Source organism: Salmonella sp. HY31, assembly GCF_042604575.1.
GTDB lineage: Bacteria > Pseudomonadota > Gammaproteobacteria > Enterobacterales > Enterobacteriaceae > Salmonella > Salmonella diarizonae.
The window spans coordinates 954,212-967,654 of sequence record NZ_CP170479.1 but is presented as its reverse complement, the minus strand read 5'-3'; the positions used below and the strand labels follow the sequence as shown (position 1 = coordinate 967,654).

Below are 13,443 nucleotides of genomic sequence, written 5' to 3'. Positions count from 1 at the left end.
CATGGGGATGGAAAACTACAATCCGCCGCAGGAACCCTGGCTGGTTATCCTGTATCAGGATGAGCACATTATGGTGGTCAACAAGCCCAGCGGTCTGTTGTCCGTGCCGGGACGTCTGGAAGCGCACAAAGACAGCATTATGACGCGTATCCAGCGCGACTACCCGCAGGCAGAGTCGGTGCATCGTCTGGATATGGCCACCAGCGGCGTGATTGTAGTGGCGCTGACCAAAGCCGCGGAGCGGGAGCTAAAACGCCAGTTCCGCGAACGTGAGCCGAAAAAGCAGTATGTGGCGCGTGTATGGGGGCATCCCTCCCCTGCGGAAGGGGTGGTTGACTTACCGCTCATCTGCGACTGGCCGAACCGGCCAAAGCAGAAAGTGTGTTATGAAACCGGCAAACCGGCGCAAACGGAATATAACGTGGTGGACTTTGCGGCGGATAATACCGCCCGCGTGGTGCTCAAACCGATCACCGGACGTTCGCATCAGCTTCGTGTGCATATGCTGGCGTTAGGTCACCCGATTTTAGGCGATCGATTTTACGCCTCGCCGGAAGCACTGGCTCTGGCGCCGCGTTTGCAGTTACATGCCGAAATGCTGACCATTACCCACCCCGCTTACGGCACCAGCATGACCTTTAAAGCGCCAGCGGATTTTTAGCGAAAACGCCCGATTGTAGGCCGGATAAGACGCCACGCGTCGCTATCCGGCAAAACGGTTACTTAAATCCTTTCTGTTCTTTAATTAATTCATATGCTTTCTGAATTTCCTGCGCTTTTTGCTTCGCCATCTCCATCATTTCCGGCGGCAATCCTTTCGCCACCAGCTTATCGGGATGATGCTCGCTCATCAGCTTGCGATAAGCGCGTTTAATGGTGGTCGCATCGTCGGTGGTTTTAACACCCAGCACATTACAGGCATCTTCCAGAGTCGGGCCGCGCTGCGTCTGCTGCCAGCCGCCGGACTGTTGATGATAACCGCCGCCAAACTGCGCGCCGCCCTGCATCATGCGCAAAAACTGATCGAACTGCACGCGGGAAATGCCTAACTCCTCCGCAATCACATACAGCACTTCCCGCTCATTAGGGTGCAGCGAGCCATCGGCAAACGCCGCCTGGATCTGAATTTCCAGAAACATCCGAATCAGATCAAAACGCCCGAAGCAAACGCTGCGAAACTGTCGCATCTTTTCACGTAATGGGTAATTATCCGCTTTTCCGACCCGAAAGGCGTTCTGCGCGGCAGTACGTGAATCGCCGTGTAAATTCATGCGATCCATCAACTGACTGGCGATATGAATATCCGCTTCCGTCACCCGTCCTTTTGATTTGGTTAAGTGGCCCATCACCTCAAAGGTGGTGGCAAAAAACAGCGCTTGTCGTTCCCGCTGGTTGGCAAACCACGCCATTTTTCTGCTGCGGGCTTTGTCGAACATATGGCCCACCAACAGACCCAGGACCACGCCCCAAAAGCCGCCGCCCATTATCAGGGCGACGGCGACGCCAATTATCTTTCCCCAGTACTGCATAGACTCCCCAAAACGTTACGCTATCGGTGAGGCTATCTCCCACAAAATAAGGTGCTTTTCCGCGAATGAAGGCTACGGTCAATTGTGGGACATCGCCTATAATTTGCATTATCATACCTGTCATTCAATGCCGTGCCTAACACCACAGACGCTAAACGGCAGGATTAACACTGGCGCAGCGAAGATGAGTAAGTTAGGCTGTGACCGTTTGTCACGCGCAACGCTACCGATGATGGAACAATAAATACAACGTATGAAAAAACGTATTCCCACTCTTCTGGCCACCATGATCGCCAGCGCCCTTTATAGTCATCAGGGTCTGGCAGCCGATCTTGCCTCACAGTGTATGTTGGGCGTGCCGAGCTATGATCGTCCTCTGGTAAAAGGCGATACCAACGATCTGCCAGTCACTATCAATGCCGATAACGCTAAAGGTAACTACCCGGACGATGCCGTTTTTACCGGCAACGTGGACATTATGCAGGGGAATAGTCGCCTGCAAGCGGATGAAGTACAACTTCATCAGAAGCAGGCGGAAGGTCAGCCGGAACCTGTACGTACCGTCGATGCGCTGGGTAATGTCCATTATGATGACAATCAGGTCATCCTGAAAGGGCCGAAGGGCTGGGCGAACCTGAACACCAAAGACACGAACGTCTGGGAAGGCGACTACCAAATGGTGGGCCGTCAGGGGCGCGGTAAAGCCGACCTCATGAAGCAGCGCGGCGAAAACCGCTATACCATTCTGGAAAACGGCAGCTTTACCTCCTGTTTGCCTGGCTCCAATACCTGGAGCGTGGTGGGGAGTGAAGTCATCCATGACCGTGAAGAACAGGTTGCGGAAATCTGGAACGCCCGGTTTAAAGTCGGTCCGGTTCCGATCTTTTATAGCCCCTATTTACAGCTACCCGTCGGTGACAAACGTCGCTCAGGTTTCCTGATCCCGAACGCGAAATACACGACCAAGAACTATTTCGAATTCTACTTACCGTATTACTGGAACATCGCGCCCAATATGGACGCCACCATTACCCCGCACTATATGCACCGCCGCGGCAATATTATGTGGGAGAACGAATTCCGTTATCTCACGCAGGCGGGCGCGGGGCTGATGGAATTAGACTATCTGCCTTCTGATAAAGTCTATGAAGACGATCACCCCAAAGAGGGCGATAAGCACCGCTGGTTATTCTACTGGCAGCACTCAGGCGTGATGGATCAGGTGTGGCGTTTTAACGTCGATTACACCAAAGTCAGCGACTCCAGCTATTTTAACGATTTCGATAGTAAGTACGGTTCCAGTACTGACGGCTACGCAACGCAGAAATTCAGCGTCGGCTACGCCGTACAAAACTTTGACGCTACGGTGTCGACCAAGCAATTCCAGGTATTTAACGATCAGAACAACAGCAGCTACTCGGCGGAGCCGCAGTTAGACGTTAACTACTATCATAACGATCTTGGGCCGTTTGATACCCGGATTTACGGCCAGGCGGTACACTTTGTCAACACCAGAGACGATATGCCGGAAGCGACCCGCGTCCACCTGGAGCCGACCATCAACTTGCCGCTCTCCAACCGCTGGGGCAGCCTGAACACCGAAGCGAAGCTGATGGCGACGCACTACCAGCAAACGAATCTGGATGCCTATAACAATAATTCAGCGAACGTGAATAAGCTGGATGATTCGGTTAACCGCGTCATGCCGCAGTTTAAAGTCGACGGGAAATTAGTCTTCGAACGTGATATGGCGATGCTGGCGCCGGGGTATACCCAAACGCTGGAACCACGCGTGCAGTACCTGTATGTGCCGTATCGCGACCAGAGCGGCATCTATAACTACGACTCTTCTTTACTGCAATCCGACTATAACGGCCTGTTCCGCGACCGCACTTATGGCGGTCTCGACCGTATTGCTTCCGCCAACCAGGTCACGACCGGCGTCACAACACGCATTTATGATGATGCCGCCGTTGAACGTTTTAACGTTTCTGTGGGTCAAATCTACTATTTCACGGAGTCTCGCACCGGCGATGACAACATTAAATGGGAGAATGACGACAAAACCGGTTCGCTGGTTTGGGCAGGCGACACTTACTGGCGTATTTCAGAACGCTGGGGTCTGCGTAGCGGAGTACAGTACGATACCCGTCTGGATAGCGTCGCCACCAGCAGCAGCAGCCTCGAATACCGTCGGGATCAGGATCGTCTGGTACAGTTGAACTACCGCTATGCCAGCCCGGAATATATTCAGGCCACGTTGCCTTCGTATTATTCCACGGCAGAGCAGTATAAAAACGGCATCAACCAGGTGGGCGCGGTGGCAAGTTGGCCAATTGCCGATCGCTGGTCAATTGTCGGCGCGTACTACTTCGATACCAATTCGAGTAAACCTGCAGACCAGATGCTCGGCTTACAGTACAACTCTTGCTGCTATGCGATCCGCGTCGGATACGAACGTAAGCTGAACGGTTGGGATAACGATAAACAACACGCGATTTATGATAACGCGATCGGCTTCAACATTGAGCTGCGCGGTTTGAGCTCTAACTACGGCCTCGGCACGCAAGAAATGTTGCGTTCTAACATTCTGCCGTATCAAAGCTCTATGTAATCTGATTGATTTACCACGTAATCCGCATTGCGGTTAATTGAAATGGAAAAAGTATGAAGAACTGGAAAACGCTGCTTCTCGGTATCGCCATGATCGCGAATACCAGTTTCGCTGCCCCCCAGGTAGTCGATAAAGTCGCAGCCGTCGTCAATAATGGCGTCGTGCTGGAAAGCGACGTTGATGGCTTAATGCAATCAGTCAAACTCAACGCGGGTCAGGCAGGTCAGCAGCTTCCGGACGACGCCACGCTGCGTCATCAGATCCTGGAACGTTTGATTATGGATCAAATTATCCTGCAAATGGGTCAAAAGATGGGGGTGAAAATCACGGATGAGCAGTTGGATGAGGCCATCGCCAACATCGCCAAACAGAACAATATGACGATGGATCAGATGCGCAGCCGCCTGGCTTACGATGGGCTGAACTATTCAACCTACCGTAACCAGATTCGTAAAGAGATGATTATCTCTGAAGTGCGCAACAACGAGGTTCGTCGCCGTATCACCGTTTTGCCGCAAGAAGTTGACGCGCTGGCAAAACAGATTGGCACCCAAAACGACGCCAGCACCGAGCTGAACCTGAGCCATATCCTGATTGCACTGCCGGAAAACCCCACCTCCGGGCAGGTTAACGACGCGCAACGCCAGGCGGAAAGCATTGTTGAAGAAGCGCGTAACGGCGCAGATTTTGGCAAACTGGCGATTACCTACTCTGCCGACCAGCAGGCGTTAAAAGGCGGTCAGATGGGCTGGGGCCGTATTCAGGAGCTGCCGGGAATTTTCGCCCAGGCGCTGAGTACAGCAAAGAAAGGCGACATTGTCGGCCCGATTCGCTCCGGCGTCGGCTTCCACATTCTGAAAGTAAACGACCTGCGCGGTCAGAGCCCGAATATCTCCGTGACCGAAGTTCACGCTCGTCACATTCTTCTTAAGCCGTCGCCGATCATGACCGATCAGCAGGCGCGCCTGAAGCTGGAAGAAATCGCGGCTGACATTAAGAGTGGTAAAACCACGTTTGCCGCCGCGGCGAAAGAGTACTCTCAGGACCCTGGCTCCGCTAACCAGGGCGGTGATTTAGGTTGGGCTACGCCAGATATTTTCGATCCGGCGTTCCGCGACGCGCTGACGAAGCTGCATAAAGGCCAAATGAGCGCGCCGGTACACTCCTCTTTCGGCTGGCATCTGATCGAATTGCTGGATACGCGTAAGGTAGATAAAACCGACGCGGCGCAGAAAGATCGCGCTTATCGTATGCTGATGAACCGTAAATTCTCAGAAGAAGCGGCGACCTGGATGCAAGAACAGCGAGCCAGTGCTTACGTTAAGATTCTGAGTAACTAATGAGCAGTGCGCAACGCGTTGTTATCACTCCCGGCGAACCCGCCGGGATTGGCCCCGATCTTGTTGTCCAACTGGCGCAACGCGCGTGGCCGATTGAACTGGTCGTCTGTGCGGATGGCGCGCTCCTGACGGAGCGGGCCGCCATGCTCGGCCTGCCCCTCTCGCTTCTCCCTTACTCGCCTGATGTCCCCGCTGCGCCACAGCCCGCGGGAACGCTGACCCTATTGCCGGTCTCGCTGCGCGCGCCTGCTATTCCCGGTCAGTTGACGGTAGAAAATGGCCCCTATGTGGTGGAAACGCTGGCGCGGGCCTGCGACGGCTGTCTGCAACATGAATTCGCGGCGCTGATCACCGGGCCGGTGCACAAAGGCGTGATCAATGACGCCGGCATTCCATTTACCGGACATACGGAGTTTTTTGAGGAACGCTCGCAGGCGAAAAAAGTGGTGATGATGCTGGCGACCGAAGCGTTACGTGTCGCGCTGGCGACCACGCATTTGCCGCTGCGGGCGATTGCTGATGCGATTACGCCTGCGTTACTCCACGACGTGATTGCTATTTTACATCACGATCTGCGGACGAAATTCGGACTGCGCAACCCTCATATTCTGGTGTGCGGTCTTAACCCGCACGCGGGTGAAGGCGGCCATATGGGGACGGAAGAGATAGACACTATCATTCCGGTACTCGACGAACTGCGCGCGCAGGGAATGCACCTTACCGGTCCGCTGCCCGCCGATACGCTGTTTCAGCCTAAATATCTCGACCATGCTGATGCGGTGCTGGCAATGTACCACGATCAGGGCCTGCCCGTGCTAAAATACCAGGGATTCGGTCGGGGAGTGAATATTACGCTCGGCCTACCTTTTATTCGAACCTCCGTTGACCACGGCACCGCGCTTGAACTGGCGGGCCAGGGAAAAGCGGATGTCGGCAGTTTTATTACGGCGCTTAATCTCGCCATCAAAATGATTGTTAATACCCAATGAATAATCGAGTCCATCAGGGCCATTTAGCCCGTAAACGCTTCGGGCAAAACTTTCTCAACGATCGGTTTGTGATCGACAGTATTGTTTCTGCTATTAATCCGCAAAAAGGCCAGGCGATGGTTGAAATCGGCCCCGGTCTGGCGGCGCTGACGGAACCGGTCGGCGAACGACTGGATAAGCTCACGGTCATCGAGCTTGACCGCGATCTGGCGGCGCGTTTGCAAACCCATCCGTTCTTAGGGCCGAAACTGACCATTTATCAGCAGGACGCCATGACCATGAACTTTGGCGAACTGTCTGCGCAGTTGGGCCAACCGCTGCGTGTGTTCGGCAATCTGCCCTATAACATCTCCACCCCGCTGATGTTCCATCTCTTTAGCTATACTGATGCCATTGCCGACATGCACTTTATGTTGCAAAAAGAAGTGGTAAATCGTCTGGTTGCAGGGCCGAACAGCAAAGCGTATGGTCGTTTAAGCGTGATGGCGCAATATTACTGTCAGGTGATCCCGGTGCTTGAAGTACCGCCATCCGCCTTCACGCCGCCGCCCAAAGTGGACTCCGCCGTGGTGCGTCTGGTTCCACACGCAACGATGCCTTACCCGGTTAAAGATATTCGCGTGTTGAGCCGTATTACCACCGAGGCCTTTAACCAGCGCCGTAAAACGATCCGTAACAGCCTCGGCAATCTTTTTAGCGTTGAGACGTTGACGGAAATGGGTATTGACCCGGCAATGCGCGCGGAAAATATCTCTGTCGCGCAGTACTGCCAGATGGCCAACTATCTGTCGGAAAACGCGCCTTTGAAGGAGAGTTAAACATGATCAATTCGCCCAGAGTGTGTATTCAGGTGCAAAGCGTCTATATTGAGGCGCAATCCTCACCTGACGATGAACGTTACGTTTTTGCCTATACCGTGACCATCCGCAATCTGGGCCGGGCGCCAGTGCAGCTACTAGGCCGCTACTGGCTGATTACCAATGGTCATGGCCGTGAAACTGAAGTCCAGGGCGAAGGTGTGGTTGGCGTCCAGCCGCGCATTGCGCCAGGCGAAGAGTATCAGTACACCAGCGGCGCGGTAATTGAAACGCCGCTGGGCACCATGCAGGGTCATTACGAAATGATCGATGAAAATGGCGACGCCTTTACCATCGACATTCCCGTGTTTCGACTCGCCGTCCCTACACTCATTCACTAAAATTATAGCAATGGCAACATACCTCATCGGCGACGTTCACGGTTGCTACGACGAACTGATCGCCTTATTACAGCAAGTGGAATTTACGCCAGAAACAGACACTCTGTGGCTGACTGGCGATTTGGTCGCCCGCGGTCCCGGTTCTCTGGACGTGTTACGCTACGTCAAAGCACTTGGCGATAGCGTGCGTCTGGTGTTGGGGAATCACGATTTACATCTACTGGCCGTATTCGCCGGGATTAGCCGCAACAAACCCAAAGACCGGCTAACCCCGCTTCTTGAAGCGCCGGACGCCGATGAGCTGCTGAATTGGTTACGTCGTCAGCCGCTGTTGCAGGTAGACGAGGAGAAAAAGCTGGTCATGGCGCATGCGGGTATTACGCCGCAGTGGGATTTGCAGACGGCAAAAGAGTGCGCCCGCGATGTTGAAGCGGTGTTGTCGAGCGACTCGTACCCGTTTTTCCTCGACGCGATGTATGGCGATATGCCGAATAACTGGTCGCCGGAGTTAAGCGGTCTGGCGCGGCTACGCTTTATTACTAATGCCTTTACCCGTATGCGTTACTGCTTTCCTAACGGTCAACTGGATATGTACAGCAAAGCGTCGCCGGAAAATGCCCCTGCGCCGCTGAAGCCGTGGTTTGCCATTCCAGGGCCAGTGAGCGAGGCTTACAGCATCGCGTTCGGGCACTGGGCGTCGCTGGAAGGGAAAGGGACGCCGGAAGGTATTTACGCGCTGGATACCGGCTGCTGCTGGGGCGGAGAGTTGACCTGTTTACGTTGGGAAGATAAACAGTATTTTGTGCAGCCGTCAAACCGCCAGATGGATATGGGCGAAGGCGAAGCAATCAACGCCTGATGGCGCTGCGCTTATCTGGCCTACACAGTCCGTGAGCGTAGGCCGGATAAGACGCCATGCGTCGCCATCCGGCAACATACATATCCGCCGCCGCTTACCGCCGTTCCAGAATCTCGAAACAATAGCTGTGAGAGTTCTGCGCGTCGGCATCGTGAAACTCACTGAATACCGACTCCCAGTCATCCGGTTCATAATCCGGAAAATGGGTATCGCCTTCGACTTCCGCATCAATATGCGTCAGATAAAGCTTCTGTGCTTTTGGCAGGAACTGCTCATACACGCGCCCGCCGCCAATGACCATAATTTCCGGCGCATCGCCGCAAGCGGCAATCGCCTCATCGACAGACTTCACCCACTGCACGCGATCGTCGGTGCCCGGCTGGCTGCTGATAATAATATTTTTACGTCCCGGTAAGGGGCGTCCGATGGACTCCCAAGTGTGACGTCCCATGACGACAGGTTTATTTAACGTGTTACGTTTAAACCAGGCGAGATCGGCAGGCAGGCTCCACGGCATGGCGTTTTCCATACCGATGACGCGATCCACCGCTAACGCCGCAATCAGACTGATCATTAATTATTTCCTGATACCAAAAAAATTGCCGCCACTATACGTAAAGCGCAATCTTTCGTCGACTGACGAAAAGAGGATGAGCACGAAAATTTTTCGTTCTGCTGGCGACGCCACTCATTTGATGTGGAGCGCCAGCATTACAGTAGTTCAAAAACAGCCAATTAGCAGTAAAGTTTGCAGAACATCACATTTTTTACTTTAGATTGACGGTTTGACCTCGGGTTCATCGGCGACCTCCCCGGAATGTTTGCCCTCAGCCGTTCCCTGCCAGCCGTGACGCTGAATCAACGACAGATGCTCCCGATCCTCGGTAATAATTTCGCTCAACATCGCGCTGGTACGTTTATAGGCGGCGGCGCGAGATAACGGATCGTTTTCCCCTTTCGCCATCTCTTCCACCATCTGGGTATTAAAATGGCGGAACAGATCCGCGCGCTCGCGGGCTTCATAACGCCCCAGCCCCAGCGCTTCCAGCGCCTGTCGCCCGCTTTTGAGCGCGCCTTCGAAAGTTTCACGTTCGGGCATCGCCACGCCGGCCTGTCGCAGGCGAATGTAATGATCGACATCACGAGCGCGGGCGATAATCTGCAGATGCGGGAAATGCGTCTTCACCAGTTCGCTCAGTTGCAGATTGGTTTGCGGATCGTCAATGGCGTTAATCAATACCTCCGCCTTCGCCGCTCCGGCAGATTCCAGCAAATCCATACGCGTCGCGTCGCCATAAAAAACCTTCATGCCGAATTTACGCAGCGTTTCGATATGATCGGGGTCGTGATCGAGCACCACCATCTTCACCCCGCTCGACAGCAGCAGACGCCCGGCTATCTGACCAAATCGCCCAAACCCGGCCACAATGACCCGCGGCTGCTCTTCATCGATTTCATCCGCCTCGCGCGCTTCGCCCGTCGCGGCCTTCTCCATGCGCGTCAGCAGCACCAGAAAAATCGGCGTTGCCGCCATCGACAGCGCGACCGCCAGCGTCAGCGCTTTCGCCCACTCCGACTCAAGGACATCCGCCATTTGCGCTGCGCCAAAAACCACAAACGCAAACTCACTTCCCTGGCCTAATAAGACGGCAAACCAGCGACGCTGTTTTGCCGGTACGCCCAGGGGCCTCGCGACCAGCCACAGCATAACGATTTTGATCGCCAGAAAACCGACCAACAACAGCAGAATACGCAGCGGATTCTCCACCAGCGTGCCGAAATCAATCGACATGCCAACGCCAATAAAGAACAGCCCCAGCAGCAATCCCTTAAAGGGTTCAATATCGCTTTCCAGCGCATGACGATATTCCGAACTCGCCAGCAGAACGCCCGCCAGGAACGCGCCCATCGCCATTGACAGCCCAACCTCTTCGAGCAACAGGCCGAAACCAAACACCAGAAATAGCGCCACGGCGCTGAACACCTCCCGCAAACCAGAACGCGCGACAAAGCGCAGCGCCGGGCGCGTGACGTAGCGTCCCAACAGCACCACCAGCGCCAACGCGCCTGCGACTTTTAACGCCGACAGCGCAAACGCGCCAAGCGTGGTGGATGCGCCGCTGGCGGCCAGTAGCGGAATCATCGCCACCAGCGGGATCGCCGCGATATCCTGGAACAAAAGCACCGCAAATGCGCTACGCCCCACTTGCGAAACGGTCAGGTTACGCTCATTCATTGCCTGCATGGCGATAGCCGTGGACGAGAGCGCCAGCGTCATACCGATCAGTTCCGCCACCTGCCAACGCAGGCCAAGAAACATACAGAACAGACCAATCAGTCCGCCGCAGACCACCATCTGCAACGCGCCGCCGCCAAATACCGAGGCGCGCAGCTTCCATAACCGCTGCGGGTCCAGTTCAAGCCCAATGACAAACAACATCAGCACGACGCCGATTTCCGCAAAATGCAGAATAGATTCGGCATCCGTCACCAGTCGCAGCCCCCAGGGGCCGATAATGCAACCCGCAATCAGATACCCCAGCACCGAACCTAAGCCCAAACGTACCGCAATCGGCACAATCAACGCCGCCGAACCAAGATAGATCAGCGCCTGCAGTAGAGTATGACTATCCATGATTCGCCTCCTGCCATGCCAGTAAACGCTGTTTATACTGACGCGCCTGCGCCTGTAAGGTCTCGTTATCGCAAATGAACGTGCAGTGCATGGCAAACGGCGGCAGCCACGTTAAACCACAATAGAGCGCCGTCGCCTGTAGCGGCTGAGAAAGGACGTCAAATCCCGGATGTGAACCGATAGCAAAATGGTTTTCACCACCGCCGGTCGTTACCGCCCACAGCAGATGTTTACCGTGCAATGCCGTACCGCCATGACCGTAGGCCCAGCCGTGGGCGAGGACTTTATCCATCCATAATTTGAGTAAAGGAGGGACGCTGTACCACTGCATCGGATGCTGCCAGACGATAAGACTCGCGCGCGACAGCGCCTGCTGCTCGGCGGCAACGTCAATATTAAAATCGGGATAGAGGTGATAAAGCGAACGTATTTCGACGTTTTCCAGCGTCCCTGCCTGTTCAAGCATCCGTTTATTCGCATGAGAGTGATGCGGATACGGATGCGCATAAATAATGAGGATCATGATTAGCCTGTGATTATCGGTTTTTTATCACAAAGTGTAGTGACAAATTCACCAGGCTAATAGTGAATATTATTGAGCAGCTAATCAGAAAAAATTGAATTAATTATCCAGCTCGCTCATATTTTTCAGCTGATCGCGGTTAATCTGTTCGGTTTTCCCGGTGGCGGCGTTTTTGTAAGACACCATACCGGTATCGTTATCGACCTCGGGTTTCCCGTCGGTGACGATAGTTTTGCCATCCGTGGTTTCAACCGCCTGGTTAGAAGAGCATCCTGCGACGGTGAATAGTGTTGCTGCGGTAAACAGTGCGGTCATAAGACGTTTTTGCATGGTGTTCTCCCTGCTTTTCAGTTGTTTTAGCATGTGACTGTTAACTGTAGCGTTATTGGCGAAAAGCGGGGAGAAATGCAGAACACTCTTAACGAGGGTTATCCGATGGCGTTCCGCGCAAAGTCATGTTTCCGGTCTGTGTTAGCGTCAAGCCGCGAGTTTCCGGGGCAAACATCACCGATACGCCAAGCCCGACTAACGAAATCAACGCGCCAATCAGCATGACGTTATTAATACCGTAACGAGTAATAAAAATCGGTAATGCCCAGGTGGAGACAATGGTTCCAATGCGGCTTAATGACATGATGACCCCTACGGCCGAAGCGCGAATGTCCGTAGGGAAGAGTTCATTAGGATAAAGCCATTGCAGTATGCCCGGTCCGCCGGAAAAGAAGGCGTACACCGCAAACGCCACCACTACCAGTATGATGCCCAGATTTGACACCAGCCCCAGCAACGCCAGCGCAATAGTCATCATTGCGAAGCTGCCAATAAGCAGAGGGCGACGGCCAATACTGTTTAGCCAGAACATCGCCGGTATACAGCCCAGCATAAAAAAGAGGCTAATCACCACATTGCCGAGCGCTGCGCCCCTGTTCCCAGCCGAGTAACCCGACGATCTGCGGCCCAAAGGTATAGATAGCGAACATCGGGATCACCTGACAGGTCCAGATAGCCGCGACGAACAGTACAAACGGGAAATGACGGCGGTTAAACAGTTGCAGGAAGCGGGTCTCCTGCGGCGGCTCATCGTCAAAGCAGACCGGTTCGCCGAACAGTTTGATCATCATTTGTTCGCACTCTTTTACCCGTCCTTTTCGCAATAGCCAGCGTGGCGATTCCGGCAGGTCAAAGCGGCCAATCAAAATGATTAAGCATGGGATAAAGGCGCTGCCAAGCATCCAGCGCCAGCCGCCTTCCATGTCATACAACCAATACCCCACCAGATTGGCGCAGGTCGCGCCGACGTACCACATCGCGGCGATAAAACCGATGGAAAACGCGCGCTGCCGGGTATTGGAAAACTCCGTAATCATGGACGTGGCGATAGGGTAATCCGCGCCGATAACAATGCCAATTAAAACGCGCATCACCAGCAATTCAAGCGGCGTGGAAACAAACATGGTCGCCACGGAGATAGCGCCGATAGCGATAATATCAAGCAGGAACATTTTACGCCGCCCGACTTTATCGCAAATATAGCCAAACAGCGAGGTGCCGATAAACAGTCCGGCAAGCGTAGCCGCGCCGAGTGCGCCAATCCATTCAGCATCAAGGTGTAATAGCGGCGTCAGTTGTTCCAGCGCCACGCCAATGATCACCAGCACGTAGCCATCAAGGAACGGGCCGCCGCTTCCCCACAGCATAATTCTGCGATGAATGGCGGAGAATTTAAGGTCGTCAAAGTTCCTGGGCTGCGGCATGG

The 13,443-nt window shown here is 54.1% G+C and carries 12 protein-coding genes and 1 pseudogene; 7 read left to right on the top strand and 6 right to left on the bottom strand.

Annotated features, from left to right (window positions below; all coding sequences use genetic code 11):
* Position 1: 1 nt before the first annotated feature.
* The gene (rluA, locus tag ACE15A_RS04530; RefSeq protein ID WP_053508846.1) at positions 2-661 is read left to right on the top strand and encodes a bifunctional tRNA pseudouridine(32) synthase/23S rRNA pseudouridine(746) synthase RluA; all 660 of its coding nucleotides are present in this window, start codon (positions 2-4) and stop codon (positions 659-661) included.
* A 58-nt stretch (positions 662-719) separates the two neighbouring features.
* On the opposite strand, the gene djlA is transcribed toward rluA, so the two are convergent.
* Positions 720-1,529 (bottom strand): co-chaperone DjlA, encoded by an 810-nt coding sequence (djlA, locus tag ACE15A_RS04525; protein WP_023245682.1) that lies wholly within the window; start codon positions 1,527-1,529, stop codon positions 720-722.
* 253 nt (positions 1,530-1,782) lie between these two features.
* On the opposite strand from djlA, the gene lptD reads away from it, so the two are divergent.
* Genes lptD through apaH form a run of 6 tightly spaced genes read left to right on the top strand, consistent with a single transcriptional unit; the run spans position 1,783 to position 8,529 of the window.
* Positions 1,783-4,143: an LPS assembly protein LptD gene (lptD, locus tag ACE15A_RS04520; RefSeq protein ID WP_023245681.1), complete on the top strand. Its 2,361-nt coding sequence runs from the start codon at positions 1,783-1,785 to the stop codon at positions 4,141-4,143.
* A gap of 53 nt (positions 4,144-4,196) precedes the next feature.
* On the top strand, positions 4,197-5,483 hold the full coding sequence (surA, locus tag ACE15A_RS04515; RefSeq protein WP_023245680.1) for a peptidylprolyl isomerase SurA: 1,287 nt from the start codon (positions 4,197-4,199) through the stop codon (positions 5,481-5,483).
* The gene (pdxA, locus tag ACE15A_RS04510; RefSeq protein WP_053508849.1) at positions 5,483-6,472 is read left to right on the top strand and encodes a 4-hydroxythreonine-4-phosphate dehydrogenase PdxA; all 990 of its coding nucleotides are present in this window, start codon (positions 5,483-5,485) and stop codon (positions 6,470-6,472) included. Before surA ends, pdxA begins: the two co-directional genes overlap by 1 nt.
* Positions 6,469-7,290: a 16S rRNA (adenine(1518)-N(6)/adenine(1519)-N(6))-dimethyltransferase RsmA gene (gene rsmA, locus ACE15A_RS04505; protein WP_001065397.1), complete on the top strand. Its 822-nt coding sequence runs from the start codon at positions 6,469-6,471 to the stop codon at positions 7,288-7,290. The genes pdxA and rsmA overlap by 4 nt, the downstream gene beginning before the upstream one ends.
* Before the next feature lie 2 nt (positions 7,291-7,292).
* On the top strand, positions 7,293-7,670 hold the full coding sequence (apaG, locus tag ACE15A_RS04500) for a Co2+/Mg2+ efflux protein ApaG (RefSeq protein ID WP_000610894.1): 378 nt from the start codon (positions 7,293-7,295) through the stop codon (positions 7,668-7,670).
* 10 nt (positions 7,671-7,680) lie between these two features.
* Positions 7,681-8,529, top strand: a complete 849-nt coding sequence (gene apaH, locus ACE15A_RS04495; RefSeq protein WP_023245677.1) for a bis(5'-nucleosyl)-tetraphosphatase (symmetrical) ApaH — start codon at positions 7,681-7,683, stop codon at positions 8,527-8,529.
* A 94-nt stretch (positions 8,530-8,623) separates the two neighbouring features.
* Here the strand turns inward: apaH and folA are convergent, their stop codons facing one another.
* From folA to ACE15A_RS04470, 5 genes and pseudogenes are all read right to left on the bottom strand, one after another.
* Positions 8,624-9,103 carry a type 3 dihydrofolate reductase gene (gene folA, locus ACE15A_RS04490; protein WP_023245676.1) on the bottom strand — a complete coding sequence of 160 codons (480 nt, stop codon included), beginning with the start codon at positions 9,101-9,103 and terminating at the stop codon, positions 8,624-8,626.
* A gap of 198 nt (positions 9,104-9,301) precedes the next feature.
* Positions 9,302-11,164, bottom strand: coding sequence for a glutathione-regulated potassium-efflux system protein KefC (gene kefC, locus ACE15A_RS04485; RefSeq protein ID WP_053508852.1), 1,863 nt, complete (start codon positions 11,162-11,164; stop codon positions 9,302-9,304).
* Positions 11,157-11,687: a glutathione-regulated potassium-efflux system oxidoreductase KefF gene (kefF, locus tag ACE15A_RS04480; protein WP_053508854.1), complete on the bottom strand. Its 531-nt coding sequence runs from the start codon at positions 11,685-11,687 to the stop codon at positions 11,157-11,159. The genes kefC and kefF overlap by 8 nt, the downstream gene beginning before the upstream one ends.
* A 99-nt stretch (positions 11,688-11,786) precedes the next feature.
* A complete protein-coding gene (locus ACE15A_RS04475) occupies positions 11,787-12,017 on the bottom strand; it encodes a YgdI/YgdR family lipoprotein (protein ID WP_001172089.1) in 231 nt (76 codons plus the stop codon).
* Between the two features lie 88 nt (positions 12,018-12,105).
* Positions 12,106-13,441: pseudogene (locus ACE15A_RS04470) on the bottom strand (MFS transporter).
* Positions 13,442-13,443 lie beyond the last annotated feature (2 nt).